This is a genomic window from Actinopolymorpha sp. B11F2 (assembly GCF_040195635.1).
Taxonomy (GTDB): domain Bacteria; phylum Actinomycetota; class Actinomycetes; order Propionibacteriales; family Actinopolymorphaceae; genus Thermasporomyces.
Genome location: NZ_JBEFTX010000006.1, coordinates 319,970 through 346,809 on the forward strand (window position 1 = coordinate 319,970; position 26,840 = coordinate 346,809).

At 66.6% G+C, this 26,840-nt stretch carries 25 protein-coding genes, 1 pseudogene and 1 riboswitch; of the genes and pseudogenes, 14 read left to right on the forward strand and 12 right to left on the reverse strand.

Annotated features, from left to right (window positions below):
• Positions 1-185 precede the first annotated feature (185 nt).
• The 3 genes from ABN034_RS14305 (at position 186) to ABN034_RS14315 (ending at position 3,261) form a co-directional block, all read left to right on the forward strand.
• Positions 186-1,613 (forward strand): MBL fold metallo-hydrolase, encoded by a 1,428-nt coding sequence (locus tag ABN034_RS14305; RefSeq protein ID WP_349691474.1) that lies wholly within the window; start codon positions 186-188, stop codon positions 1,611-1,613.
• Between the two features lie 102 nt (positions 1,614-1,715).
• Positions 1,716-2,312, forward strand: coding sequence for a rhodanese-like domain-containing protein (locus ABN034_RS14310; protein WP_349691475.1), 597 nt, complete (start codon positions 1,716-1,718; stop codon positions 2,310-2,312).
• Between the two features lie 7 nt (positions 2,313-2,319).
• Positions 2,320-3,261 (forward strand): sulfite exporter TauE/SafE family protein, encoded by a 942-nt coding sequence (locus ABN034_RS14315; protein WP_349691476.1) that lies wholly within the window; start codon positions 2,320-2,322, stop codon positions 3,259-3,261.
• A gap of 1,053 nt (positions 3,262-4,314) precedes the next feature.
• On the opposite strand, the gene ABN034_RS14320 is transcribed toward ABN034_RS14315, so the two are convergent.
• The 6 genes from ABN034_RS14320 to ABN034_RS14345 form a co-directional block, all read right to left on the reverse strand.
• Positions 4,315-4,923, reverse strand: a complete 609-nt coding sequence (locus ABN034_RS14320) for a TetR/AcrR family transcriptional regulator (protein WP_349691477.1) — start codon at positions 4,921-4,923, stop codon at positions 4,315-4,317.
• A complete protein-coding gene (locus tag ABN034_RS14325; protein ID WP_349691478.1) occupies positions 4,920-6,425 on the reverse strand; it encodes an FAD-dependent monooxygenase in 1,506 nt (501 codons plus the stop codon). Before ABN034_RS14325 ends, ABN034_RS14320 begins: the two co-directional genes overlap by 4 nt.
• A gap of 75 nt (positions 6,426-6,500) precedes the next feature.
• Positions 6,501-7,241, reverse strand: coding sequence for an Rv2686c family ABC transporter permease subunit (locus tag ABN034_RS14330; RefSeq protein ID WP_349691479.1), 741 nt, complete (start codon positions 7,239-7,241; stop codon positions 6,501-6,503).
• Positions 7,238-7,963, reverse strand: coding sequence for a fluoroquinolone export ABC transporter permease subunit (locus tag ABN034_RS14335; protein WP_349691480.1), 726 nt, complete (start codon positions 7,961-7,963; stop codon positions 7,238-7,240). Before ABN034_RS14335 ends, ABN034_RS14330 begins: the two co-directional genes overlap by 4 nt.
• The gene (locus tag ABN034_RS14340) at positions 7,960-8,838 is read right to left on the reverse strand and encodes an ABC transporter ATP-binding protein (protein ID WP_349691481.1); all 879 of its coding nucleotides are present in this window, start codon (positions 8,836-8,838) and stop codon (positions 7,960-7,962) included. Before ABN034_RS14340 ends, ABN034_RS14335 begins: the two co-directional genes overlap by 4 nt.
• Positions 8,835-9,326 carry a GbsR/MarR family transcriptional regulator gene (locus tag ABN034_RS14345; RefSeq protein ID WP_349691482.1) on the reverse strand — a complete coding sequence of 164 codons (492 nt, stop codon included), beginning with the start codon at positions 9,324-9,326 and terminating at the stop codon, positions 8,835-8,837. The genes ABN034_RS14340 and ABN034_RS14345 overlap by 4 nt, the downstream gene beginning before the upstream one ends.
• Before the next feature lie 90 nt (positions 9,327-9,416).
• Here ABN034_RS14345 and ABN034_RS14350 point away from each other — a divergent pair, with 90 nt between their 5' ends.
• From ABN034_RS14350 to ABN034_RS14360, 3 genes are all read left to right on the forward strand, one after another.
• Complete coding sequence (locus ABN034_RS14350) at positions 9,417-9,539, forward strand: hypothetical protein (RefSeq protein ID WP_349691483.1); 123 nt, start codon at positions 9,417-9,419, stop codon at positions 9,537-9,539.
• A gap of 83 nt (positions 9,540-9,622) precedes the next feature.
• Positions 9,623-9,919, forward strand: a complete 297-nt coding sequence (locus tag ABN034_RS14355; protein ID WP_349691484.1) for a hypothetical protein — start codon at positions 9,623-9,625, stop codon at positions 9,917-9,919.
• 54 nt (positions 9,920-9,973) lie between these two features.
• Complete coding sequence (locus ABN034_RS14360) at positions 9,974-11,515, forward strand: MFS transporter (protein WP_349691485.1); 1,542 nt, start codon at positions 9,974-9,976, stop codon at positions 11,513-11,515.
• A 141-nt stretch (positions 11,516-11,656) separates the two neighbouring features.
• Here the strand turns inward: ABN034_RS14360 and ABN034_RS14365 are convergent, their stop codons facing one another.
• Together ABN034_RS14365 and ABN034_RS14370 are read right to left on the reverse strand one after the other, a co-directional pair.
• Positions 11,657-12,568, reverse strand: a complete 912-nt coding sequence (locus ABN034_RS14365; RefSeq protein WP_349691486.1) for a zinc-binding dehydrogenase — start codon at positions 12,566-12,568, stop codon at positions 11,657-11,659.
• A 73-nt stretch (positions 12,569-12,641) separates the two neighbouring features.
• The gene (locus tag ABN034_RS14370; protein WP_349691487.1) at positions 12,642-13,118 is read right to left on the reverse strand and encodes an NUDIX domain-containing protein; all 477 of its coding nucleotides are present in this window, start codon (positions 13,116-13,118) and stop codon (positions 12,642-12,644) included.
• A 109-nt stretch (positions 13,119-13,227) separates the two neighbouring features.
• Here ABN034_RS14370 and ABN034_RS14375 point away from each other — a divergent pair, with 109 nt between their 5' ends.
• The 6 genes from ABN034_RS14375 to ABN034_RS14400 all read left to right on the forward strand — a co-directional run bounded on the left by ABN034_RS14375 (position 13,228) and on the right by ABN034_RS14400 (position 17,582).
• A complete protein-coding gene (locus tag ABN034_RS14375) occupies positions 13,228-14,004 on the forward strand; it encodes an IclR family transcriptional regulator (protein ID WP_349691488.1) in 777 nt (258 codons plus the stop codon).
• Positions 14,005-14,081: 77 nt separating this feature from the next.
• A riboswitch (TPP riboswitch) is annotated at positions 14,082-14,192 on the forward strand.
• The gene (thiE, locus tag ABN034_RS14380) at positions 14,189-14,833 is read left to right on the forward strand and encodes a thiamine phosphate synthase (RefSeq protein ID WP_349691489.1); all 645 of its coding nucleotides are present in this window, start codon (positions 14,189-14,191) and stop codon (positions 14,831-14,833) included. (Overlaps the previous riboswitch by 4 nt.)
• Entirely contained in the window at positions 14,830-15,939 is a 1,110-nt protein-coding gene (gene thiO / locus ABN034_RS14385) for a glycine oxidase ThiO (RefSeq protein ID WP_349691490.1), read from the forward strand. Before thiE ends, thiO begins: the two co-directional genes overlap by 4 nt.
• Positions 15,939-16,139: a sulfur carrier protein ThiS gene (thiS, locus tag ABN034_RS14390; RefSeq protein ID WP_349691491.1), complete on the forward strand. Its 201-nt coding sequence runs from the start codon at positions 15,939-15,941 to the stop codon at positions 16,137-16,139. Before thiO ends, thiS begins: the two co-directional genes overlap by 1 nt.
• A gap of 1 nt (position 16,140) precedes the next feature.
• Positions 16,141-16,920 carry a thiazole synthase gene (locus ABN034_RS14395; protein ID WP_349691492.1) on the forward strand — a complete coding sequence of 260 codons (780 nt, stop codon included), beginning with the start codon at positions 16,141-16,143 and terminating at the stop codon, positions 16,918-16,920.
• A 44-nt stretch (positions 16,921-16,964) separates the two neighbouring features.
• Positions 16,965-17,582 (forward strand): thiamine phosphate synthase, encoded by a 618-nt coding sequence (locus tag ABN034_RS14400; protein ID WP_349691493.1) that lies wholly within the window; start codon positions 16,965-16,967, stop codon positions 17,580-17,582.
• A 381-nt stretch (positions 17,583-17,963) separates the two neighbouring features.
• On the opposite strand, the gene ABN034_RS14405 is transcribed toward ABN034_RS14400, so the two are convergent.
• A complete protein-coding gene (locus ABN034_RS14405; RefSeq protein WP_349691494.1) occupies positions 17,964-19,484 on the reverse strand; it encodes an RHS repeat-associated core domain-containing protein in 1,521 nt (506 codons plus the stop codon).
• Between the two features lie 194 nt (positions 19,485-19,678).
• Here ABN034_RS14405 and ABN034_RS14410 point away from each other — a divergent pair, with 194 nt between their 5' ends.
• Positions 19,679-20,866 carry a M20 metallopeptidase family protein gene (locus ABN034_RS14410; protein WP_349691495.1) on the forward strand — a complete coding sequence of 396 codons (1,188 nt, stop codon included), beginning with the start codon at positions 19,679-19,681 and terminating at the stop codon, positions 20,864-20,866.
• Positions 20,867-20,899: 33 nt separating this feature from the next.
• Here the strand turns inward: ABN034_RS14410 and ABN034_RS14415 are convergent, their stop codons facing one another.
• Positions 20,900-23,338 carry an endo-1,4-beta-xylanase gene (locus ABN034_RS14415; RefSeq protein ID WP_349691496.1) on the reverse strand — a complete coding sequence of 813 codons (2,439 nt, stop codon included), beginning with the start codon at positions 23,336-23,338 and terminating at the stop codon, positions 20,900-20,902.
• A gap of 447 nt (positions 23,339-23,785) precedes the next feature.
• On the opposite strand from ABN034_RS14415, the gene ABN034_RS14420 reads away from it, so the two are divergent.
• On the forward strand, positions 23,786-24,538 hold the full coding sequence (locus tag ABN034_RS14420) for an alpha/beta hydrolase (protein ID WP_349691497.1): 753 nt from the start codon (positions 23,786-23,788) through the stop codon (positions 24,536-24,538).
• A gap of 46 nt (positions 24,539-24,584) precedes the next feature.
• Here ABN034_RS14420 and ABN034_RS14425 read toward each other — a convergent pair whose 3' ends face one another.
• Together ABN034_RS14425 and ABN034_RS14430 are read right to left on the reverse strand one after the other, a co-directional pair.
• A complete protein-coding gene (locus tag ABN034_RS14425; RefSeq protein WP_349691498.1) occupies positions 24,585-26,483 on the reverse strand; it encodes a beta-L-arabinofuranosidase domain-containing protein in 1,899 nt (632 codons plus the stop codon).
• A 124-nt stretch (positions 26,484-26,607) separates the two neighbouring features.
• Positions 26,608-26,840, reverse strand: a pseudogene (locus tag ABN034_RS14430) (carbohydrate ABC transporter permease); the annotation flags it as partial.

Sequence of the window (26,840 nt, forward strand, 5' to 3'; positions counted from 1 at the left end):
CGGGGTAGGGAAGCAGCCGTCCCGACCAGCAACAGCCGGGGTCGGTTTTCACCCGGCCGATACCCCCCCGGGGTACCAGGAAGGAGTCACTCATGTGCGCGGAACAGAAGAACTCAGCGAGGCAGCGACGGCCTGAAACCGGGGAGCCTACGCGAGAGCACGGCAGGAATGGCGTGGGAGTCGACGTGTCTGTCATCGCCACGTCTTCGTTGGGTGACCGCAGTTACCTCGCGTCCGATGGCGAGGTAGCAGTAGTCGTCGATCCGCAACGCGACATCGATCGGAAGTTGGCGCTGGCGGGCCAGCTGGGCGTACGAATCACGCACGTGCTCGAGACACACATCCACAACGACTACGTCTCCGGAGGCCTGCAGCTAGCCCAGATCACCGGCGCGCAGTATCTCGTGGCAGCAGCCGACCAGGTGCCGTTCAACCGGCTCCCGGTCAGCGACGGCGACCTGGTGCCTGTTTCTGAGCGGATGCGACTTCGCGTGGTCGCCACCCCGGGCCACACCTTCCACCACCTGTCGTACGTGCTGGACGAGCGCACCTCGGACGGCGCCTGGCACGCCGCCGGTGTCTTCACGGGCGGATCGCTGCTCTTCGGTACGACGGGCCGGACCGACCTGCTCGGCCAGGAGTTCGCCGACGAGCTGGCCCATGCCCAACACGCGTCCGCACGACGGCTTGGCGACGTCCTTCCCGACGGCGCCCGCATCTGGCCCACGCATGGATTCGGCAGTTTCTGTTCGGCCAGCCAGGCCGACGCACCGGAGTCCACCATCGGGCGGGAGAAGGCGACGAATCCTGTGCTGCAGTTGGCCGCCGACGAGTTCGTCAGCCAGACTCTGGCCGGGCTGGATGCCTACCCGGCCTACTACGCCCACATGGGAGTGGCCAACAGTGCCGGTCCCGCTCCGGTCGACCTCACCCCTGTCGCCCGCGCCGACGCAGCCGAACTTCGTCACCGGATAGCCGACGGACAGTGGGTGGTCGACCTACGCCAGCGCAAGGCGTACGCAACATCACACCTGGCCGGGACCGTCAGCCTTGGCCTGGACGGGCCGATGTCCACGTGGTTGGGATGGCTGATCGAGTGGGGCGCGCCGATCACGCTGCTGGGTGAGACTCCGGCACAGGTTGCCGAGGCTCAGCGTGAGCTGGTGCGTATCGGTATCGACCGGCCAGCAGCGGCGGCCACCGGCGATCCCGGGCAGTGGACCTTCGATCCGAGCCAGCTGCGGGATCTGCCGGTGGCCGACTTCGCCACGCTGGCTGCGGTCCAGCGGGGAGAGGCCCGAACCGGACTGCCTGCGCCCGACGTGGTCCTCGATGTACGGATGGGCAACGAGTGGCGGGAGAGCCACATCGACGGTGCTGTTCACATTCCGTTGCCGGACCTTCCGCGCCGTCTCGCGGACGTACCCGAGGGCGTGGTGTGGGTCCACTGCGGCTCCGGCTACCGCGCAACCGCAGCGGCGTCAATCCTTGCGAACGCAGGCCGGGAGGTCGTCCTTGTCGACGACACGTTCGACAACGCCGCGGCCGCCGGCATCGCGATGGAAGACGGCTCACACGAGCGAGACGTCGAGAGGCCGACGCCATCATCGTGACCCGACGACCTCACGCTCCACGCACCTGTGAGAGCCACTGGTCCGCCACACAAGGCGGGCCTGTGCTTCCTGTCCCCTTTCAGATGAATGAACGAGGAGCCCATGAGTACTAGTGATCTGACCCGCCCGGCAACGCTCGATGCGGCCGCGTTGCGCGAGCTGATGGAATCCGGCCAGGCGCCACGCCTACTCGACGTACGTACCCCAGCCGAGTTCGAGACGGTTCACATCCCTGGCGCGTATAACGTTCCCCTCGAGCTGCTCCGCGAGCACCGCAACGAACTGCGCAACCACCTGGACGAAGACGTCGTTCTGATCTGCCGATCCGGTGTGCGTGCCACCCAGGCTGAGCAGGCGTTCGCGGCGATCGGCTTGTCTAACCTCAGAGTCTTGGCCGGAGGGATGTCCGCCTGGCAGTCTGCAGGCGCACCCGTCGAACAAGGCAAGCATCGTTGGGATCTCGAGCGGCAGGTCCGCCTCGTCGCCGGCTCCATCGTGCTGGCGAGCATCGTCGCGTCGGTGTTCGTTCCTGGCCTGAAGTGGGTCGCCGGGTTCATCGGTGCCGGACTGACCTTCGCCGCCATCACCAACACCTGTGCCATGGGAATGCTCCTGAGCAGGCTTCCCTACAACCGGGGCCCCAGCTGCGACATCAACAGCATCACCGCCCAACTCTCAGCCAACAGCGGTCGGAGGTGACGCACCGGTGCCCACCCTCGCCCTGATGATCGTGCTCGCCACCCTCATTGGTGTCAGCCTCGGCCTCCTTGGCGGTGGCGGGTCGATCCTTGCGGTCCCGCTGTTGGTCTACGTCGCCGGTTTGGACGCCAAGGAGGCAATCGCCACCTCGCTGCTCGTCGTGGGAGCCACAAGCGCGGTCGCCGTCCTGCCACACGCGCGGGCCGGCCGGATCCGATGGCGTACCGGCCTCATCTTCGGATTCGCCGGCATGACTGGGGCCTACGCCGGTGGCCGGCTCGCCGAGTTCATCCCCGCGACCATCCTCCTGAGCGGATTCGCCGTGATGATGCTCGCCACCGCCATCGCCATGCTCCACGGCCGACGCAACACACGACACAAGCCGGTTCCGCACGAGCTCCCCATCCTGCGGGTCCTCCTCGACGGCGTGATCGTCGGCCTGATCACCGGTCTCGTCGGCGCCGGTGGCGGCTTCCTCGTCGTCCCCGCACTCGCGCTCCTCGGCGGACTCCCTATGCCTGTTGCCGTGGGCACTTCCCTGGTCGTCATCGCCATGAAGTCGTTCGCGGGCTTGGCCGGATACCTGTCCAGCGTCGACATCCACTGGGACCTCGCGTCGGCAGTCACCATCGCCGCCATCGCCGGCAGCCTGGCTGGCGCCAAACTCGCCGGACGCATCCGTCAAGACACCCTGCGCAAAACGTTCGGCTGGTTCGTCGTCGTCATGGGACTGTTCGTCCTCGGACAGCAGCTACCCGATTCCCTACTCATCACCCCATGGCCGTGGATCGGCCTCGCCGCCGCCACCGCCACCGCAACGCTTACCGTGCTGGCCATCCGACACAGACTCGCACCGGGTCCTACCGTCCACGGGGGCCCGAACTCACCCACAGGAGAGAACCGACCAGGCTGGAATCTGTTTGACCGCGAGGAACGTCACCGCCGGTGACACTAGCGAAGGCCGATGTCCAAAGAGGGCCAACACACAAAGAGCTCCTGGCATCCCGACACGAGTCGGCGCGGGACCGTGAGCTCGGCGTAGGTGTAGCGCTCGGACCCGACATGATTGCCGCGCCCGAGCTTGAGGGGCATCCGTTGACGGCGGCGGCTGCATGGAACGTGGGAAGGCCCACTCCGATACGACCATCGCGGGTGGCGAAGGAGAAAGCACGCCGTACACCCGCACGGCACTGACGAAAGCCGGCCGAGTGATCTGCCACTCCGGCGAGGCTCCTACGAGTGCTCCGAGCTGACGGTTTGGCGTGCGTGCCCAGCAGTAACCCGTAGCGGCGTGGAGTCATTTGTGGAGCGAAGTGGCGTCGAACCATGCACGTTCAGTGGATTCGGGGCCGGCGACGTGCTCGTAAAGTCGCAGGTAGAACGCCTGGGACACGTCGTCCAGGATCTTCCTAAACCGTGTGTCGCAGGTTCGAATCCTGCCGGGGGCGCCTGTGATCTCTCAGGAGATCGGAATGGCTGCGCGCACTCGAACGAGCCCAACTCGTCATCTTCGGCTACGAGTCCGGACTCGTCAGAACTCATCCCCGACACTGCTGACCGTTGCGACGTGCAGGTGGGAGCCCACCACCTGCGTCAGCGCGTCGACCGCGCACCAAGCGGCGCCCTGCGTCAGCGGCGCCCGCGGAGCCGTGCGGTCTTGGTGGTGAGGTAGTCGCGTTCAGCCAGGCTGGTCGTGCGGCCGGCGGCGCGCAGGTAGTGCGTCACGGCACGGTCGGTATCACCGGCCATCTCCAGCAAATGTGCCCGTACCGCGTCCAGGCGATAGTGGCCGGCCAACCGTGGGGCGAGGTCGTCGAGTGCGGCCAGCCCGCGGTGGGGCCGCGGACCATGGCGAGGGCAATTGCGCGGTTGAGGCTGACCATCGGATTGCCATTCATGCGTTCCCACAGGGTGTATAAGGCGAGGATCTGCGGCCAGTCGGTCAGCTCAGCGGCGGCCCAACCCCTGGAGCACCGTCGGGGCACGGTGCGAAAGGGGAGCGTCAGCTGCCGGGGAGCAGTCCGATCCGCCGGTAGATCTCCTCGAGGTAGCGTCGCATCTCCGTGGCGTCGGGCGGGTCCGGTTGGAGCACGCGGTAGACCACGGCGCCGGCCATCATGTCGATCAGCACGTCCAGGTCGGCGTCGGGTGGGACCGTGCCCGCCCGTTGACCTTGTTCGAGCATTGCGCTCGCGGCCTTGCGCCGAGGCAGGATGTAGTGCTTCCAGTACGTCGCCATCAGCGATGGGTGGCTCACACTGGACCCGAGGATGCGCGCCACCAACGCACGGAACTCGTGGCTCGCGGCCAACTCGGCCGAGGCGTCCAACGTGCTCTCCAGGAGTTGCTGAGGATCGGCCCGCTCCAGTTCCGCGTTCGTCGGCCAGTCACCGTGCTCCTCGATCATCTGCTCGATCGCGTGTGCGGCCAGCGTTTCCTTCGACGACCACCGGCGGTACACGGTCAGCTTGCCGACGCCGGCGCGTTTGGCGACCTGCTCGATGCTCATGCCCTCGATGCCGCGCTCGACGAACAGATCGAGCGCGGCGCGCAGGATCGCGGTGTCCACCTCGGGGTCGCGCGGGCGGCCGCGGCGACGCGGCTGCGTCATCGGGTTGCCCGCCCGTGGAGCAACGCGTTCTCCAGCCAGCGGTCCAGCCCGGCCGCGTCGCTGCCGCGCCAGGCCAGATGGGCGTCCGGCCGTACGAGCATGGCCTGGTCACCGTCGTAGCGAAGCATCCCGACATGATCGCCGAGCCGCTGTCCGACGATCGCGTCGAGGTCGTCGCCCCCGCCGACGGCTGGCATCAGCAGGGCCCACCGCCGGCCGAGCTCGGCGTGTAGCCGGGACGCGGTGCCGTCCGGACGTACGACCGGCAGATCCGGCACGCGATCGCCTGGCCGCGGCTTGGGCCCGCCCCGGTCACCGAGTGGGCCCTTCCGGTAGCTCACCCAGAGCTGGGACGTGGTGTAGGTGGTCCAGCGCTGGACCAGCGAGAGGTTGAACAACTTCACCACAACCCGATCGCGCAGAAACCGGCCGAACGGGTTGCTCGCGACGTTGATCCTGGTCACGGTGCTCGTGCCGCGCAACACGTCGGTCGCCAGCGGCCGGCGCTCGGCCTGGTAGGTGTCGAGCAGTCGCTCGTCTGCCAGCTCGCGCACGATCAGCGCGAGCTTCCAGGCGAGGTTCTCCCCATCGCCGACGCCGGTGAGCATGCCCTGCCCACCGAACGGAGCATGCGCGTGAGCCGCGTCGCCCGCGAGCAGGATCCGGCCCTGCCGGTAGCGCTCTGCCAGCCGGCGGTGCACGGTGAACAGCGAGAGCCATTCCGCGTCGCCGATGTGGACGGCTCGTTCGGAACGTTCGGGCAGGATCTTCCGGAATCGCTCGAGAATCTCATGCTCGCTGGGCTTGTCGTCGTACCCAGGGTCGTAGGCGATCAGCCGCCACAGGTCGTTGCGACCCTCCGGGTCGGGCATCGGCATCGCGCCGAGCATTCCGGGGGGATGGATCCAGCCGGTCGTACCGCTGCGATCGAGATCCCAGTCGAGCCGCAGGTCGGCCAGCAGGAACCGTTCGCTGAGCTTGACGCCCGGGAAGCCGATGCCGGCCAGCTTGCGCGTCGTGCTCCCGGTGCCGTCGCAGCCGACCAGCCAGGAGGCTCGTACGGTCCGCCCGTCGCTCAGGGTCGCGACCACGCCGTCGGGCTCCTGCCGGGCGTCGACGAGCGCGGTGCCCCATTCCGGCGCGCCGCCGAGCTGTTCGAGTCGGTCGCGAAGTGCGGCCTCGACCCTGGCCTGGGACACGACCATCGGCGGAGCGGCGGTCCGCAGGCCCGGATCCCCGAACTCCAGCCTCGCGATCGGGCGATCGCCGAGGTACGTCGTGATGCGCATCGCGCGCAGTGACTCCTCCGGCAGCCGGCCGAGCGCACCGAGCCTGCCGAGCACCTCGGACCCGCGCGCGTGCAGGAAGTTCGCCCGCGACGTGACGGCCGGCCCGGGTGCGCGATCGATCAGCCGGACGCGCACGCCGTGCAGCCGTAGACCGCAGGCCAGCGTCAACCCGGTCGGGCCAGCACCGACCACCAGAACCTGGGTGGTGTCCATCTCCGCTCTTTTCATTTACGAGACGGTATCGATATGTAAATCGTATCATCTCATCGCTCGGAGACGCGTCGCTCATCAGGCTTGCGCGGATCTGCCGAGCCGGCGGAGCAGAACGTAGACCAGCAAGGAGTTGTAGGCGATCCCGCCGACGATGTACGGCCAGTACGTGGCGCCCTCGGCGGCGAGCCAGTAAGCCTTGGCGGGCCAGTACGTCGGCAGCAGCCCGAACAGGAGTTGCGCGGGCGAGTCCAGCCACCAGGGGATGATCGGCAGTCCGAACAGCAGCATGCCGATCGCGCGCATGACGGCCAGGCCTTCGACCTTGTTGCTGGCGATGGCTGGCATGAGCAGTCCGACGACGGCGGCGCCAGTACCGCAGACCAGCCCGATCGGGACCGACTTCAGCACGAGGTCTGCCGGTACCTGCATGGTGAGCGCGAGCGCGGCGACGATCGAGACCGCGGAGACGAGCGTGGTCACGACGGCGCGGTAGAGCGGGTAGGTGAGCGGTGGGATGGGCGCGACCCGCAGGGCCGCGAGGGTGTGCTGATCCTTGTCGTCGAGCAGCATCAACCCGCACAGGGCGCCAAGCACGGCGATCGGGCCGACGATGACGAACGCGCTCACGATCAGCACGTGGTACGGCGTCAGGTCAAAGGCGTACTGCCGTTGCAGGAAGTTGGTCAGCGGCGGCAGGAACCACATGGCGAGGGCGTAGATGAACGGCCCCAACCCGACACCGATCATGATGGTGTCACGCCGAATGCTCTTCAGGTCGTTACGGCCGAACGCCAGGACCGCTTGCGTTGTGCTCACGCGCCTCCCTCCTTCGCCACGATGTAACGGTCGAAGACCTTCCGCGCGAGCCAGGCCAGTCCCACGATCCACAGCAGCTGGTAGGCGAGCGCGTACGCCACCTGCCAGCCGCTCAGATCGAGCTGGCCGAACGCGGATCCCAACATCAGCAGGGATCCCTGGGTCGGGAGCAGGTAGAACACGGGATGGTTCCAGATGCCGGCGTACGACAGGAGCGGGACGTTCAGCACCGCTATCACACCCGTGGACGGGATCAGCCAGTCGGTCATCGACGGGAACGGTGCCGCGGAGATGAGTCCGCAGAGCAGGAACAGCAACGTGCACAGCACCACGGCCAGGAACAGCATGCCCGGGTGGAACGCGGCGCCCGCTCCGCTGACGCTCACCACGCCCGCCGCAACCAGGCTGAGCAGACTCAACGTGGCAAGCTTGCCGGTCAGATAGTGCCCGAACCGCACCGGCGTGGACAGCAGGGCAAACAGGGTGCGTTCACCCTTCTCGAAGAACACCGCTCCGGCGATGAAGAAGAACCCGATCAGCACCGAGTCGCCGAACACGATATACGGCATGGCCGTGAGCTTGAGCCCGTCCGGGATGAGAACGACGATGACCTCCCACAGCACGATCGAGAACGCCGTGGCGTAGAAGAATCCGTAACGCCACTGCAGCCGCAGGTCCAGCTTGACAACAGCGCGGAGAGGCCGGACAACCGAGGTGATCATTGCAGTGTCCGTCCGGTGAGGTCGATGAAGACGTCTTCCAGGCTGGCCTCCTGGCTGTGTATGGCCTGGACCTGCCGGTTGCGTACTAACGTCGCGAACGTGTCGTCATCGGCGAGTGTGTCGATCGGAAAGTCCTTGTACTGCAGCTCTTCGACGGTCGATGTGCGGTAGCTGACGCGGACTGTGCGTTGGCTGCGGCGTACTTTGTGCTCCTCTGGAGTGTCGAGCGCGGCGATCTGCCCGTCGACGACGAACGCCACCCGGTCACACAGCTGGTCGGCGGTGGTCATGTCGTGCGTGGTCAGGAACACGGTGCGGCCCTCGGCACGCAGCTCCCTGATGATCTCCTTGACGATGCGGGCGTTGGCCGGATCCATGCCCGAGGTCGGCTCGTCGAGAAACAGCAGCCGCGGCTTGTGCAGCAGGGCGCGGACGAACACCAGGCGCATCTGCATGCCCTTGGAGTACTTGCTGACCCGGAGGTTCGCGTGCTCGGCAAGCCCGACCCGGTCCAGCAGCGCCATCGGGTCCTCCTTCTCGCCGGGGTACAGCGAGGCGAAGAACTCCAAATTCTCCAGCCCGGTCAGTTTCTGATAGTGGTTGGGCAGCTCGAACGAGACGCCGATGCGCCGGTAGTACTCGGACTTCCATGCCGCTGGCGGCTTGCCCCACACGCTCACCGCTCCGCCGTGGCCGGACAGCAGGCCGATCAGGATCTTCTGTGTCGTGGACTTCCCGGCGCCACTGGGGCCGAGGAAACCGAATACCTCGGCCTCCTCGACGCAGAAGCTCATCCCGCGTACGGCCGGCTCGGCCGACTTCGGGTAGGTGAACGTGAGACCGTCGACTGCCACGACAGGGTTGGCAGCGCTCATGACCCCGACTCCTCAGAATTGGAAGCTGTCTTCCCGGTTCGCCACCTGGCGGCGATCCGGGCGTACTCGACCTCGAGGAACGCGTACATGTCGCGCATCTGGCGAAGCCGTTGTGAACGATCGTCGCCACCGTCTTCGTCGAGTAGGTCGAGCATCTCCAGGCCACGGTCGGCCAGCTTGTGCCATTCGGCGGCCTGCTTGGCCTTCTCCTCGGCCTCGTGCAACCAGAAACCGGGTCGGAGCCGGTAGTAGGTGCGACGCGAGCCGGGCTTCGCGTACCGCTCGACCGCACCGGCCCGGACCAGCATCTGCACGGCCATGCTGATCGACCCGCTGCTGACCTGCAGCGCGGCCGCCAGCTCATCAGCCGACTGATGCGGTGGATCGCAGACCAGCAGCCAGCCGAGCACCCGGCCCGGCATGCGCGGCAACCCGACGCCGGCGAAGTAGAGCCCGATCTCCTCGACGTACTCCTGCAACTCGCCCATGCGAGCAAGCAAAACCGGTGCTACTCAGAAGTTTCAATAGTTTTTGAAACTATCTCACGAGCCGGACAGCATCAGAGCGCCTCCCCGGCCTTGGCGACCTACCGTCGTGGCGAGTTGGTCTGGCTGGACACCGTGGAGATCGTCGACGGGCGGATCACGGAGTACAGGAGACTGGCCAATCCCGAGAAGCTCGCTCGTATCGGTCACATCTGAACCCGCCATCTTGTCTCCCTGCCGAACCCTCCGATTCCGGGGGGGGGGGCGAGGCTCAGGAGAGGACAAACACGATGGGACACGTGGTGATCATCGGAGGCGGTTTCGCGGGTGTGTGGAGCGCGGCGGGAGCGGCGCTGGTACGCGGAGACGCCGACCTGCGGATCACGCTCATCGCGCCGAACGAGCACCTGGTGCTGCGGCCGCGCCTGTACGAGCCGGAGCCGGACCTGGCCCAGGTGGAACTCAGCAGGATCCTCGAGCCGATCGGCGTCGAGCACCTGCGGGCCGCCCTGGGCGTCGAATGCCGCCTCGCCGACAGGGTCTACATCGAACTCCCCTTCTTCCCCCGGGAGGCGGCGGTCGCCTCCGCCGCCTGAACCTTCGGGGTGCCCTGCGTGTCATCGCTCAGACGTGAAGAAACGGAGACCCATGTGACGACCAACACCAGCAAGCGTACGGCTCGCCGAAACCACGATCGGAAAACCCGGCGTCTGATATTGGTGTCCTTCGCGATGCTGATCGTGTCGCTGGATCAGTACATCGTCGTTGTCGCGCTCCCAGACATCGGTCGCGCTCTTGGGTACTCCGCCCAAACTCTGCAGTCGGTCATTTCAGCGTACGCCATCGCATCCGCCGGCTTTCTGCTTCTTGGTGGCCGAGCGGCGGATCTGCTGGGGAGACGTCGAATGCTGGCCATCGGCCTGACCCTTTACGCCATCGCCTCCTTCGCTGGAGGCATCGCCACCACACCTGCGGTACAGCTCTCAGCCAGGGTCGTGCAGGGAATCGGAGGTGCCATGGTATTTCCGGCAACTCTAGCCGTGATCAACACGACCTATCGCGAGGGACGGGCACGCAATCGTGCCCTCAGCATCTGGGGTGCATCAGGTGCGGCCGGACTGGTGATAGGCGTTCTCCTGGGCGGTATCCTCACTCGCAGCCTCGGGTGGTCCTCGGTCTTCTTCATCAACGTTCCATTGGCAGTTGGCGCGCTTGCGGCGGCTTTTGTCGTCGTGCCCAAGGATTCACCGGTCGATCGCACGCGTAGCTTCGACTTGGCCGGTGCACTGACCGTGACAGTCTCGGTGACGCTGGTCGTATGGTCCCTGATACAAGGTCCTGTGCTTGGCTGGACGTCGGTGATGGTCGTCGGGCCGGCACTCCTGGGCGTGGTGCTGGCCTGGACATTCACAAGGATCGAGTTGCGGTCCCGCGATCCTCTGGTGTCGCGCGTATTGCTGCAGAATCGATTCGTACGCCTCGCAGTCGTTGTTGCGTTCATGTTCACAGCGACATTTGGGTCGCTGCTGTACTTCCTGTCGATCTACCTCCAGAACGTCCTCGGATACAACGCCTTGCAGACCGGCCTCGGCTTTGTTGTCCCCACGGTTGTCGTCGCCGCCGCGTCCGCACTCGCGGGGCTGATCTCGACGCGGATAGGTCTGAAGAATGTCGTTGTCTGCGCACTCGGCGTCGGGCTGCTTGGCGCAACCGTGCTCGGTCTTGCCATGACGGCCAACGCGTCCTACGCGGACCTCGCCCTCGGACTGATTCTGGTCAGCATCGGCGATGGCGCGATGTTCACCGCGATGTTCATCATCGCGGCGATCGGAGTCGAGCCGAGCCGGCAGGGCGTTGCCTCGGCGATCGTCTCCACCGGCTCCGGGCTGGGCGCGGTTGTTGGCCTCGCCTTCTTGGTACTCCTGGCCAACAACGGGCACGCAGGGCTCAGCGGAGAGGCCCTTCGCGTGGCGACGGCCAGCGGGAGCAGATCCGCCGCTTTGGCGATAGCCGGCGGGATCGCTGCGACTCTGGTCTACGCGATCGCGCGGTATCCACGATCACAGAAGGATTCGCGCGAAGCAGCTGCTCTCTCCGGCAGACACCTTGCGTGCGGACCAAGCGCGGGTATGACCTGTGATACAGCCGAGACATGTCAGCAACGGCCCGACTCCATGGGTCTGTCTTCGTAGCACGCCACCAGGTCGGCCACCGTGATGTGGTCCGGCGCGATCGACGACTGCGGCAGCAAGCCTAGCTGCGTGACCTCCTTCGAGCCGACGGCGACTGGGGCCCGCAGCAGATGGCCTTGAGTTCCAGGGCGCCGGGCAGCCCTACGCGATCTCGAGCACTGCCTTGCCTGGTAGCTTGCGGCCGATCAGTAGCTCGACCGCCTCGCCCGCGCGGCTCCAGTCGCCGCGCCAGCCAATCTGCGGGTCAAGCTTCCCGGCGGCGAGCCAGCGCAGGAGGGGCGCCAGGTGCCGCCCCATGTCGCCGAGCGTGTTGTCGAACGCCTCGATCTTCCGGTACAACCCCACAGTGCCGTACGGGGCAAAGACCGCCGGCTCACCCGAGGTGCCGCCGATCGACTGGATCGAGCCGCCCTCGCCCAGGAGCCCGAACGCCTGCACCAGCTGCGGCCCGCCCACGTTGTCGATCACGCCGAACAACGGTTCGTCGATCGCATCGAGGCCGACGACCACCTCCGCCGCGCCGAGCTCGGCCAGGCCCTCGCCGCGTTCGGGACTGCCCACGCTAGCGATCACGTGGGCGCCCGCAAGCGCCGCGATCTGCACGGCGAACCGCCCGACTCCCCCCGACGCACCGGTCACCAGGACGCGCTCGCCCGCGACGAAGCCGAGCCGTCGTAGGGCCCGCAGCGCCGTACCGCCCGCCACCGGCAAGGTCACCGCAGCACCGAGCTCCACATCGTCGGGAACGACCGCGACATCGGCGCTGTCCAGCGCCCGTCGCTCCGCCCAGCCGCCCGACCCAGCGAAGCCGACCACCCGCGTGCCGACGGCCGGCCCGGAGCCGTCACCAGCGCCACGACGTACGACGCCGGCCGTGTCCCAGCCCAGCACGGTGCCCTCCTCGGCAGCGCCGCGCGCATAAGCCAGCTCACCACAGTTGAGCGACGCCGTCTTCACGTCGATCAGAACCTGAGCCGGGCCCGGCTCCGGTTCCGGTGCCTCGCCGAGGCGGATGTGTCCGGGTACGGAATGGTCGACGACAAGAGAACGCATGGCTGACCTTTCTCACAAGCGGTTCGGATGTAGATGCGACAGGGATCGGGGCGCGGTTCGTGACAGCGCGGCTTCAGGGCCAGCGTTCGAACGGCTCGGTGACGGGCTGGCCGCTGAGGACCCGGGGCAGCAGACTCGGCAGGCGGCCGGGATAGAACCGTTCCGAGCTGTTGACGATCTCCTCGATCGGCCACCACCGCGATCCGATGCAGTCGTTCCGCTCGTCGTCGGTCCGATTGCGTCCGCTGACCTGGGGCTGGCGTTCTGGAAGGCGAACCATTACTACTCGTTCGTGCTGCAGGCGTCGGTGACCGCGGTAGCGGTAGGTGGCTGTTCGCTGCCAGGCCGGCTCACTCAGGTGGGTTGCGTCGGTGGTGAGGCCGGTCTCGTCGTGCAGCTCGCGACCGGCGGCATCGGCCCAACCCCCGCCCGCTTCGATGCCTCCGCCGGGAAGTTCCCAGACGGTGCCGACAATCGGGTCGGTGGATTCAGTTGTCTTCAGCAGCAGGACCTTGTCGTCCGCGTCGAGGACGGAGTATCCGGACGACATCTCGTTCCAGGATTGGCAGATCGTCCGGACGCTCGGCAGGTCGGTCGTCGTGATTATCTGCCGAACGCTAAGCTCAGCGGCCGTTCCGTGGAAGACATAGGCTCATTGAATGAGTCACGCTGCGAGCCCGCGATCCATGCTGGAGAAGGTACTGTCGATCCTGGAAACCGTCGGATCCGACGGGCCGGTGGTTACCCGCACCCGCATCATCGAGCGCACCAGGCTGCCGAAGGCGACCGCGAACCGCATCGTCGCCGATCTGGTCACCACACGCCTGCTGCAGCCGATCGATGATGGAGTCGCTCTCGGCCTTCGACTCTTCGAACTCGGGTCACGCGCCGAACATCGAGGCCTCGGCCTCCGGGACGCAGCCCTCCCCTACATGCAGGACCTGTACGAGATCACCCATGCAACCGTGCAGCTCGCCATTCTCGACGGCACCGACGTTGTCTACCTGCAGAAGATCTCCGGACGTCGCAGCGTCCGGCTCGACACCCGGGTCGGTGGTCGGCAGCCCTTGACCTGCACAGGATCGGGCAAGCTGCTGCTCGCCTTCGCAGTGCCAGACCTGCTGGAGAAGGTGATGTGCGAGCACGGTTTGGTCAGCCGCACACGGAACTCGCTGACGGGCGAGGCCGCGTTGCGGCGCGAACTCGCCACCATCCGCAAGCAGCTTTTCGCCGTCGACAACGAGGAGTTCGCCATCGGCACCCGTTCGGTCGCCGCCGGCATCACGCACCGCCAACAGGTCGTCGCAGCACTCAGCTTGTCGGGCAGCACGGACCACATTTCCACACCGACCATCGCACCCGCCGTCCGCGCGGCCGCCTCCGCGATCAGCCGCAAACTCGCCACCACAGCCATAGATCACGCGGTCACCCGGTAGGTCAGGTTAGGCCCCCAACGCCGTCGTGAAGAGTTGTGTCATTCGCACAATGGTGACGCGCGTGGCCTGCTAAGGTCATACCTCCACGCGGGTGCTCGCTGGCAGCGGGCTGAGAGGGAGCTGACGCCGCTCCGACCGTTGAACCTGATCCGGGTAATTCCGGCGAAGGAAGTGAGGAGCGCCCGTGCTGCCCCGTTTCCACTGCATCACCAACTCTGCGACCCTCAATGGTCAGCCGATCGAAGCTGTCGTTGATGCCGGTGTCGATGCGATTCAGGTTCGCGCGAAGAATCTCACTGACCGCGAGCTGCTGGACCTGACCGCCGAGGTTGTCGCCCGGGTTGCCGACCGGGCGAAGGTGATCGTCAACGACCGGCTTGACGTTGCGCTTGCCGCGGGAGCCGACGGTGTGCACGTCGGTCTCGACGACCTGCCGGTCTGGCACGCCCGCCGCCTCGCACCCGCCGGATTCCTCGTGGGCGGCACCTGCCGCCACGCCGAACATGCGCGCCAGGTGAAGGCCGAGGGCGCGGACTACGTCGGTGTCGGCCCCATCTACCTCACCACGAGCAAGCAGGGGCTTCCCGACCCGATCGGGCTGCACACCCTTGCCGACGTGGCGAAGGTCCTGCCCGCAATCGCGATCTCCGGCATCACTCTCGACCGGGTACCCGAGGTGATGCGGGCCGGTGCGTACGGCGTCGCCGTCATCGCCGCGCTCGCGCAGGCCGATGACCCCGGAGCCGCAGCCGCCGAGATCGCTGCGGCCATTCGTACCCATCGATGGCGTACCGGAGACGAGGAGGCCACGACCGCCCTCGCTCGATGAAGGTCGCGGTCATCGGCGGGGGGATCATCGGCCTCGCCTGCGCCGCCGAGCTGATGCGGGCCGGTCACGACGTGCGCCTCTTCGACCCCGCGCCGGCATCCGGTGCGACGCACGCCGCGGCCGGGATGCTGTCCCCTGCCGGGGAGGCGTGGCACGGTGACGAGGACCTCCTACGCCTGGGCGTGGAGAGCGCGCGGCTGTGGCCGGAGTACGCCGCCTGGCTGGAGGCCACGTCGGGACACGATGTCGACTATCGCCGCCACGGCACACTCCTGGTCGGCCAGGACCACGATGACCTACAGGTGGTACGCCGGACACTCGACGTGCTTGCCAAGCATGGCATCGCGTTCGAGGAGCTGAGCCGGCGCGAGCTGCGGCAGTGCGAGCCGACGCTGTCGGCCCGGGCCGGTGGCGGAGCCTCGCTTCCCGACGACCACAGCGTGAACCCGCGCAAGGTCGCCGCGGCACTGCTCGCGCTGCTGGACCGTCGCATCCAACGCTGCCGAGCCACGCCGTCGACCGCCTCCGCCTCGGTGGACGGTGTCCTGACCGACGACGGCCGCACCATTTCGGCCGACGCCGTGCTCGTCGCCACTGGCTACGCCCTGCCCGACCAGGTGCCACAGCGGCGATACGTGAGACCCGTCCGCGGCGAGATTCTCCGCGCCCACCTGTCGTCCGGCGAGGGCCTGACCCGCACCGTGCGGGCCATCGTGCACGGCGAACCGGTGTACGTTGTCCCCCGGGCCGGCGGTGAGGTGGTCATCGGCGCCACCAGCGAGGAACACGGCGGCGAGCCGGTTCCAACCATCGGCGGGATCGGCCGGCTGCTCGACGCGGCTCGCACGCTCGTCCCCAGCCTGGACCGCGCGGAAATCCTCGATGTCGTCGCGCGGAATCGTCCCGGCACCCCGGACAACGGTCCACTGCTCGGCCCGGGCGGCATCGACGGCCTCTACCTCGCGGCGGGCCACTACCGCAGCGGCATACTCCTCGCTCCCATCACCGCCCGCATCCTGCGTGAGCACATCGAGTCCCGCGGTGGATCGTGCCCGACGTCTTCGGCCGACCCCTTCTCCCCCGGCCGATTTGATAGGAGGAACTGATGGACATCACTGTCAATGGCGAACCGGCACAGGTACCTACCGGCGCGACCGTCGCCGATCTGGTGCTCGAGCGACTGCCGGATCCGAAGAGCGTCGCCGTCGCGGTCAACAGCCAGGTCGTACGCGCCAGCACCTGGCAGCAGACCGGCCTGCGATCCGGCGACAGCGTCGAGATCGTCACCGCCCGGCAGGGAGGCTGACGTGGCGTCTCTCACCATTAGCGACGTCGAGATCTCCTCCCGGCTCTGGGTCGGCACCGGTGGTCTGACGAACATCCGCACGATCATCGAGGTCATCCGTACCGCCCGCCCGGGCTTCGTGACGGTGTCGATGCGGCGCACTTCCCACACCGGCGAGGGTTCACTGCTCGAGAGCATCGCTCCGTCACTGCAGGAGACCGGCGCGCGCATCCTGCCGAACACCGCCGGCTGCCTCAGCGCCCGCGAGGCCGTCCTCACCGCCAACCTCGCCCGCGAGGCGCTGGGTACTGACTGGGTGAAACTCGAGGTGATCGGTGACGAGCGGACGTTGATGCCGGACGTGGTGGAGCTCCTCGACGCCGCCGAAACCCTTGTAGGACAAGGCTTCACGGTCTTGCCGTACACCACCGACGACGCGGTTTTGTCCCAGCGACTCGTCGATGTCGGCTGTGCCGCGGTGATGCCGCTCGGTTCGCCGATCGGATCCGGCTCGGGCATCCAGAACCCCCACGCCATCGAAGCAGTGCGCGCGGCAGTTGCGGTCCCCGTGGTGCTCGACGCCGGAGTGGGCACCGCAAGCGACGCCGCCCAGGCGATGGAACTCGGCTGTGACGCGGTTATGGCGGCGACCGCGATCACCCGCGCGGACGACCCGGTCGGGATGGCCGAGGCGATCCGCCTCGGTGTGGAGGCTGGGTACCTGGCACGAGCCGCTGGGCGAATCCCACGGCTGACCACCGCCCGCCCTTCCTCCCCCATGGCCGGACGGGTGGCCGTATGACGAAGTCTGTGCAGCCCCGCCGAGGGCCTGGCTCTGAACCTGAGGTGAGGTCCGGCCTGGAGTCTGGGCTCCCACGCATCCTGCTGCTTACGGACCGCACGCAGTTGCCGCCTGGAGCCGACCTTGTCGACACGGTCGGGAGGTGTGCAGAGGCAGGGCTCAAGGCCCTGATTCTCCGCGAGCTCGACCTCGCCGAGGCTGCGCGCGTCGCACTGGCCCACGAGATCAACCGCCGCATCCGCGACCACGACGTCATGGTTATCTCGGCCCGCCGCTGGCTGCCAGGCGCTGACGGAGTCCACCTCTCCTCGGCCCAGTCGCCGCGTGATGTCGCACCAGCGCGGTTTTACGGGCGCTCCTGCCACGCCAGCGATGAGGTACGCCGCGCTGCCATCGACGGTGCCGCATACCTGACCGTCTCACCGGTTGCTGCCACCGAATCCAAGCCCGGCTACGGACCGCCCCTTGGCGCGGACGGCGTTCGCCGCCTCACCGATGTGGCCTTGGGCATCCCGGTGTTCGCCCTCGGTGGTGTGACACCGGACAACGTCCGCGCCATGCGTCGCGCGGGCGCGCACGGCGTCGCCGTGATGGGCGGGGTGATGCGCAGCCACAACCCCGTCGAGACATTCCGCCGGTTGCAGGAGGGGGCGGAGACGTGAACTCGAGGGACCCGTTGTCCCGACGTAGCAGGCGGTGACCAGGCAGGAGGCTGCAATGGCGATGTGGTACGGATGCCACCTGTCGGGTCGTCATCGCCGCCGACGGCTCGTGATGGCATCCAACACGTGCTGTTCGACGACCACGGAGACATCTGGATCGGCTACTTCGATGAGGAGATCTTCGGCAACCTCGGTTGGGGTGACCCAGGCGGCACGGTCTTCCGAGGATCGAATGATGACGGAGCGACGTGGTCCGACCTGCACAAGATCAGTGGCGTCACCGAGGCTCGTTGGTGGAACCATGGCTGTTCAGCTGGCTTGCCGTGCCTGGTCGGCTTGGCAGGTGCTCCGGGACCCAGTTCACTGTTGCGGACTGCCGCCTCACCAGTTGGTGTGAGAGCCGTCGGGCCTTCGAAGGTGGGGTACCTCACCGCGCAGCAGGGACGCGACGTGTTCGAGATTCTCGAGCTGGCGCTCGCCTCCTTCCCGTACCGCGCCTATCTGAGCGTACCCACCGCCGGATGTGCGGAGTCGGTCGCCCGGCTCGAGGTCACCGGCGTCCACCCAGTGGTTGTTGGTCGTTGACCAGAAGGGGTGGTGTTCGGTGGTGGTGATGGTGTGCCGGCCGTCCTTCGTGCGGACGGTGAGGTCGACGATGCCCTTGTCGTCGTCGGTCCGGATGGTGTGTGTGACCTGGCGTTTCTCGGTCCTTCCTGATGTGGTGTCGGTGGCGACTACGGTGTCACCAGGCTGGACCTTCTCGATCGGCTTGCGGGTGCCGTCGGCGAGCAGGATCGTGGTACTGGCCACGAAGCTGTTCCGCTTCGGAACCGATACCGGGCACGATGGGGCCGAGCTGTTGCCGCCGGCGTTGTCGGGACCACGCCGTGGTGCGTCGTCGGTGCGACTTCCGCCGGTCTTCTTGGCTTTGGATCTGAGGGCCTTCGCACGAGCCGCCGCCTTTTCTGCCGCCGCCTTGGCCGCTCGTTGAGCCGCGGCCCTGGCGGCGGCAGCCCGTTGGGCCGCCGCCTTGGCCGCACGGGCGGCGGCAGCCTTGGCTGCTTTGGCCGCGTCCTCTGCACCGCTGATGATGGCGCGGGCCCACTTGACTTCTTTGAAGAAGGTGATGACGGCCTTGCCGGCACGGAAGATGGCTTCGGCGATCTTCTTGGCCTTGAAGATCTTGCCCCAGGGCAGTGCCCCGATGACTGTTGACACGCAGGCGCCGAGGTCGCCGTTGAGGCACTTGAGGAGGTCGTTGATGCCGAGGACCTCCATGAGGATCTGGCCACCTGCCTCCAGCACGACGTCGAGCACGCTCTTGCTCTGGATCTGCTGTGCCTTGGCCAACTCTTCCGGGCTCGGCCCCTGGTTCTTCGTCTCCTCCGGGCTCGGCCCCGGGTCGGGCTCGGTGGTCGTGCTGGGACCCACGCCCCCGGGGTCTGGTGCCACCATGGTGCCGGTGGGATCGGTGTGCACGAGCGGGTTGTTGTCGGCGTACACGTACGAGGAGATGGCGAGCCGACTGCTTGCCATCGGATCGGTGGCGGTGAACCGACCGGTCCCTGGGTTGTAGTTGCGTGCCTGTAGGTAGTAGTTGCCCTCGCCGGTGGTGGTGTCCTGATAGGCGCCGGCGTAGCGCAGGGGGTTCTTCGGGCCGGTCGCCTCGGGCCCCGGGGCCGCGGCTGCAGTAGTGGAACTCGTCTTCGGAACAAGTGCCGAGCTGCCGAGAACACCACCCAGCACGCCCCCGACCACGCCACCCAAGCCGTCGTCACCGTCGTCGTCGCCCTCACCGGTGTCGCCGCCACCGCTCCGGTCTTCACCGTTGGTGCGGTCACCGCCGTTCGGGCGGTTGTCCCGGCCCAGCAGGCATCGCGACACTCCCCCGTAATCAGCCAAGTCACACAAATCGGACGGACTTGCTAACGATCAAGCGGAGGCCGAGTCACGGTCCACCTGCGGAGATCGAGAAGCGACGCCCTCCGACGACTGCATGGGCCGAAGTTCTCGGACCGACGATCGCGACATCGTTCGCCGTAGGATCGTTCCCGTCTGCGTGGACGACCGCTCGACTCCGGCGACAGGGAGACCCGATGAGCCTTCGAGACGACGCGTTCGAGCTTGCCGACCAGCTGACCGCACTGCGCCGCGAGCTGCACCAGATCCCCGAGATCGGCCTGGACCTGCCCAAGACCCAGGCGCACGTGCTGGCCGCGCTGAAGGACCTGCCGCTCGAGATCAGCACAGGCACCGGCCCGTCGTCGATCACCGCGGTCCTGCGTGGCGGCCGGCCCGGGCCGGTCGTTCTGCTCCGCGGCGACATGGATGCGCTGCCGGTGACTGAACTCTCCGGCGAGGAGTTCACGTCCCGGCACGAGGGCGTCATGCACGCCTGTGGTCACGACCTCCACACCGCAGGGCTGGTCGGCGCCGCCCATCTTCTCTGCGCCCGTCGGGAGGAGCTCGCCGGCGATGTGGTCTTCATGTTCCAGCCCGGCGAGGAGGGCTTCGACGGAGCCGGCCTGATGATCGAGGAAGGCGTGCTCGAGGCGGCCGGCAGACCTGTCGAGGCGGCGTACGGCCTGCACGTGTTGTCGGGGCTCGTCCCCAGAGGTGTCTTCGCGTCTCGGCCCGGGACCTTGCTGGCGGCGTCCAACGGTCTCTTCGTTCGCGTCGTCGGATCCGGTGGCCACGGATCCGCCCCGCACACCGCGCTCGACCCGGTGCCGGCCGCGTGCGAGATGGTGACCGCGCTGCAAACGATGGTCACCCGCAGGTTCGACGTCTTCGACCCGGTGGTCGTCACCATCGGGTCGTTCCACGCCGGTACCCGCCGCAACATCATTCCCGACGACGCTTCGTTCGAGGCCACCATCCGTACGTTCTCCGCCAAGGCACTGGACCAGATAGCCGAACACTCCGTCAGGCTGTGCGAGGAGATCGCGACCGCACACGGACTGCGCGCCGACGTGCGCTTCACCCGCGAGTACCCGGCCACCATCAACCACAACGCCGAGCACCAGTTCGCAGCCGAAACCATCCGCAAGGTCTTCGGAGAGGAGCGGTTCGACGAGCTCGCCAACCCGCTCACCGGAGCCGAGGACTTCTCCAGGGTGTTGGAACGCGTACCCGGCGCCTACGTCTTCCTCGGCGCCTGCTGCAGCGACGATCCCGACACCGCGCCCGCCAACCACTCACCACGAGCCGCGTTCGACGACACCGTGCTCCCTGACGCAGCCGCGCTGCTCGCCGAACTCGCAGTCAGACGACTGGTCCGATAGCACACTTTCGCACCGTCAACCGGGCCGCCTTTCCTAGAGCCCCACGTCCGACCGGCTGGCCGCGCCCATGATGAGTTCCCGCTCTCCGAGGCTGATGAGCTTCGACGCGACCAGTGCGCTGGTCACGTCCTGAACGTGCTGCAGGAACGCGTCGCGACTCTCCCAGTCGCGGTCGTCGCGGATGAGGTCGTTGATCGTGCAGCCCTCTGCGTTGATCCGGTTCCGCACCCGGCTGTCGACCTTGCCGACCACCACTGTCTCTCGCAGGTCGTCGTGAACGCAGGGACCGGCGAGGGTGAGGGTGGCGTGGAGTGCTTGGTAGGCGGGTTTGGGTTGGTAGGCGGTGTCGAAGAGGGTGGCTGCTCCCCATCCGGCGCGGTGGCCGGGGATCCAGGAGTAGTTGTCGGTGAAGCCCCAGACGGTGTAGCGCTCGCAGCCTGGTGTTTGTAGGCACATCTGCATCAGGGCGGTGTAGCCGTAGGCCTGGGCGTGGAGTTTGACCGAGTCTGGTGGCATGGGCATGCCGAGGTCGGCTTCGGTGATCGTTGTTTTGAGTCCGAGGTCGGAGAATCGGCGCAGGTTCGCTGCCAGGTGGGGCAGGTCGTAGGGCTCGGTGACTCGGCTCATGTAGCCGTTGATGGAGAAGTGGCCCTGGACGCCTACGCCGTCGATGGGGACTCCGGCATCGACGAGGTTCTTGACGAGTTGGTAGTAGCCGCTGTGGCGGCGGTAGTGGTCGAAGTCGCCATCGGCGGGGTCGGACCACTCGACGTTGTAGTCGTTCAGGTACAGCTTTGCGTCGGGGTCGGCCTGGTGCGCCCAGCGGAAGGCGTCGGCGATGTAGTTGGGGCCGAGGTGTTGGTAGAAGATCGATTTCCGCAGGGTGCCGTCGTCGGCCATGGGTTCGTTGACGACATCCCAGGCTTCGACTCGTCCCTTGTAGTGGCTGACCACGGTCTGGATGTGGTCTTTGACGATCGCGCGGAGTTCGTCATCGGTGATGTCGCCGGAGGCGACTCCGTCGGTGAGCCAGGTGGGGAGTTGGCTGTGCCACAGGAGGGTGTGACCGTAGACGGCCTGATCGTGGTCTTCGGCGAAGTCGACGATCTCGTCGGCGGGTCCGAAGTTGAAGACGCCTTGCTGCGGCTCGAGGCTCTGCCATTTCATGGCATTCTCGGCAGTGACAGAGTTGAACTCCCGCGCCAGCGTCTCCCGGTAGGACGAGTCATCACGCAAAGCACCGACCGCAACCGCACTACCGATCCGCATGTCGCGCGGCATGACATCCCGCAGTCCTCCGGTCGGCGGCGGACCGAGACGGCCGTACCTCGCGAGGGTGAGGGTGGCGTGGAGTGCTTGGTAGGCGGGTTTGGGTTGGTAGGCGGTGTCGAAGAGGGTGGCTGCTCCCCATCCGGCGCGGTGGCCGGGGATCCAGGAGTAGTTGTCGGTGAAGCCCCAGACGGTGTAGCGCTCGCAGCCTGGTGTTTGTAGGCACATCTGCATCAGGGCGGTGTAGCCGTAGGCCTGGGCGTGGAGTTTGACCGAGTCTGGTGGCATGGGCATGCCGAGGTCGGCTTCGGTGATCGTTGTTTTGAGTCCGAGGTCGGAGAATCGGCGCAGGTTCGCTGCCAGGTGGGGCAGGTCGTAGGGCTCGGTGACTCGGCTCATGTAGCCGTTGATGGAGAAGTGGCCCTGGACGCCTACGCCGTCGATGGGGACTCCGGCATCGACGAGGTTCTTGACGAGTTGGTAGTAGCCGCTGTGGCGGCGGTAGTGGTCGAAGTCGCCATCGGCGGGGTCGGACCACTCGACGTTGTAGTCGTTCAGGTACAGCTTTGCGTCGGGGTCGGCCTGGTGCGCCCAGCGGAAGGCGTCGGCGATGTAGTTGGGGCCGAGGTGTTGGTAGAAGATCGATTTCCGCAGGGTGCCGTCGTCGGCCATGGGTTCGTTGACGACATCCCAGGCTTCGACTCGTCCCTTGTAGTGGCTGACCACGGTCTGGATGTGGTCTTTGACGATCGCGCGGAGTTCGTCATCGGTGATGTCGCCGGAGGCGACTCCGTCGGTGAGCCAGGTGGGGAGTTGGCTGTGCCACAGGAGCGTGTGACCGTAGACAGCCTGATCATGGTCTTCGGCGAAGTCGACGATCTCGTCGGCGGGTCCGAAGTTGAAGACGCCCTGTTGCGGCTCGAGGCTCTGCCACTTCATGGCATTCTCGGCAGTGACAGAGTTGAACTCCCGCGCCAGCGTCTCCCGGTAGGACGAGTCATCACGCAAAGCACCGACCGCAACCGCACTACCGATGCGTACGCGTCGCGGACCCACATCGCGTAACCCATCGCGTTTTGTTGCCCGGTCGCCGCTGGTCACTGTGGTGACGGAGGCCTTGGCGGATGTCCCGATCGTGGCGACAACCGCTGGTGCGAGAGCCAGGGCCGAAACACCGGCGAGGGTGACGAGAGTCCTTTTCATCCGAGCGGGCGACCTGAGCACAGCGACCTCCTCTGGGGCAAGGCGGGCTTGACGACGTCGTTCGGCAGCGGTTGCTGGGCGATTCGACCTCGCGGATCGTCGCGACGACCGGCTCTCCCCATCTGGACGCGGACACCGATGTGTGTCACGCGCCCAGAGCCCCATGACGTCGGAGGTCGGCTTGGAGTATGAGATCCGCAATCTGAACGTGTCAAGGAATCTTCCGTCCGCGGACGCGACCGAAACATTCGAATCCGATGGTGTCATTGGCGTCGGCTGACGTCGGCCCAGCTTCGGACGCGGACTTCACATGGCGCCCTGGACAGACTCCGCGCCTGAGGTCAGGCTGGCTTCGGCGGGAACGTCGAGTGTCGTTCCGACAGGTTGGGAAAAGGAAGTCGCGCTGATGGAGTACGCGTACACGAAGGGTCTGAGCCTCAGGCGGACGTGCCGCGGGGCGAAGTGACCCACCATGAGTGGCAGAGCGAAATTTTCGCCGGAACCGTCCGTGACTACTGGCTCTACGTGCCCGCGCAGTATCGTGCGGACACTCCGGCCGCTCTCATGGTGTTCCAGGACGGTCATGCCTATCTGGCCGACGACGGCCAGTTCCGCGTTCCCATCGTGTTCGACAACCTCATCCACCAGGGGGACATGCCGGTCACGATCGGCCTCTTCATCAACCCCGGCCACGTCGGCGAGGCACCGCCCGCGACACCGTGGCAGAGCACCAATCGAAGCCTCGAGTACGACTCGATGTCGGAGACCTACGCGCGCTTCCTGATCGAGGAGATGATTCCCGAAATCGAGAAGACCTGCCGGATCTCGCCGGATCCCAAACAGCGCGCCATCTGCGGGCTGTCCTCCGGCGGCATCTGCTCGTTCACCGTGGCCTGGCAGCGGCCGGATGCTTTCCACCGGGTGCTCAGCCACATCGGCAGCTTCACCGACATCCGCGGCGGCCACGAATGTCCCACCTACATTCGGAAATGGGCCAAGCGCGACATCAAGGTTTTCCTGCAGGACGGCGAGAATGATCTCGACACACCAGCCGGGAACTGGTGGCTCGCCAACCAGCAGATGGCGGCCGCGCTGAAATTCCGGGGATACGACTACACGTTCGTTGGTGGCACGGGCGCCCACGACGGCAAGCACGGCGGCGCGATCCTGCCCGAGTCGCTACGGTGGCTGTGGGCGTAAGGAGCTGTCACCGAGCGCGAGAACGTGCGGTGAGCCGAACGCACCGTCAAGCAGGACGGATGGGAAAGTAGATCGAATAGGTCTGGTCGGTGACCTCATGAAGGGGGATGAACCGGAAACCTCGATCCTGTCCTTGCGTCCGGTGGGTGTGGGCGCTCCACCAGCTGTGCCCCCGTTCGCGGTCAGGCCGCAGCACGGCTTCAGGGTTGTGCACATCCGCGACGAGGACTCGTTCCTCCTCCACCAGGCCAGCCAGAACGACTGGCCCGTCGGTGAAGGCGACGCAGCCGGGCTGGCCGGGTAATGGGTGTGCCTTGAGCTCGGAGGTGAAGCCGACCTCGATCGTCTCGTCGGACCATCGGCGGCGGACTATGAGGAAGTCGCCGTCCTGGTTGCGAGCGACACCTTGCCCGTCGATCGTGAGGGTTGGCGTCGAGACGGCCCAGTCCGGCACTCTCAGCTTTACAGCGAAGGTGGCAGGCCGCTCGGTGCGCACCCTGATCCGGATCAGCGACGTTGACGGACGCTCTGCGGGCGCCGGGGGGACGTGCAGGTGTTGGATGCCTTGGTAACCCTCGTCAGTGCGCCGTTGACCGAAGACCAGGCCACTTCGTGGGTCGGGGGAGATCGTGATCTCCACCCGCCCTGCCGGGGTGGTCAAGGTCGCCGTTGCCGGCACGTACTGTCCAAGTCGTAGGTCTGCCCCGTCGAGGTGGATCCCGGCGCCGAGATAGCTGGCGTGTGCTTGCATCAACGTGCCGTGGCAGCACCAGAAGTCATGCGTGGGATGGCCCCATCGCTTGTGGCTTCCGGCCTCGAGAGGGAGGAAGTAGGCGACCATTCCGGTCTGCCTGTTCTGCTGTGCCAGGACGCCGTTGATCAGGTTTCGCTCCCAGTATGCGGCGTACTCGGACTCGCCGGTCCAGCGATACAGGTAGTCGGCGACCCGCATCATGTTGAATACCGTGCAGTGCTCCTGTACGTCCTGGAGCCGTGCCGCTTGCTGAAAGGCTGGCTGCCAGATCTCGGCGCTGCTGCTACCGCCGGTGATGTACGTCCCGCGGCTGATGATGGCCTGATCCCAGAATGCCTCCACGATGCGTCGCCACTCGACATCGCCGGTGACCTCGTATGCTCTCGCGCAGCCGAGGATCTCCGCGATCTGGGTGTTGGCATGCTTGTTGGTGAGCACGTCTTCGCCAGCCAGGAGGGGTTCGAAGAATCGTCCGCGCCGATAGCGCTCGATCAACGCCAGATGCGTGCTTTCGCCGGTCAACCCGTAAAGGCCCGCCCAGACCTCCAACATCCCGCCGGTCTCCCAGTCCAGAATGTCGTCGAGCTGCTCACGACTGAAACGCCCGGTCCAGCTGTCGAACCAGTTCGCCGCGGCACGGACAATCTCGAACGCAGTTTCGTTGCCGCCGAGGGTGGCCATGTCCAACAATCCGGCGAGCAGCTTGTGGATGACGTACTGCGGCGCCCACACCCGATGGCCGGCCGCGATCCGCTCCAGGTACTTCTCGGGGAACGGCGCGATCCACCCACCACCGTTGGAGCCCTGGCACCTTGCCAGCTCCGCCACGATCAGGTCGGCGGTGGCATCGAGGCGCGGGCGCTGATGGCGGAGCTGGGCAGCCGCCGACAGCCAATGGCCCAGGATGTGGCCGCGCAGCTCCGACGTCGGCGCCTCCCAACCCCAATGCCATGTCTGGGGACCCGCAGGGGCAGCCGATCCGGCCGTCGGCTCAAGTGTTCCAGACCAACTCCAGAGGCCCGCCTCGAAGAGGTACGGGCGTAGCAGGTTCTCCGGCCGGAGGCTCTCCAGGTAAGTCAGATTGAGAGCACAACGCTCGTGCAGCACGCCCTCGCCCAGCGTCACGTCCGCGAACGAGGGGCGTTCAAGGACACCCGTGGCGCGGCCTCGCTGCCGTTCATGCGGCGTCATCACAACCATCATCTCTCCTCACTCCGGCTCGCTACCACGCCAGGTTGCTGATCTGCACTGGTTCTCAACCGCCGGGGGAGACCGCTCCCGTGCGCCTGTGAATGCCGTCGTCATCGAGGTCGCGTCAGCCTTTGATGCCGGTGAGGGTGACGCCTTCGATGAAGTAGCGTTGGAGGAAGAAGAACAGCGCGATGATGGGTGCGATCACCGCGGCGGATGCGGCCATCAGATAGCCCCACTGCGCGGTGTAGACGCTCTGGAACGACGCCAGGCCGAGCGCGAGTGTGTAGTTCTCCTCGCTGCTCAGATAGAGCAACGGGTTGAGGAAGTCGTTCCAGGTCCCGATGAACGTGAAGA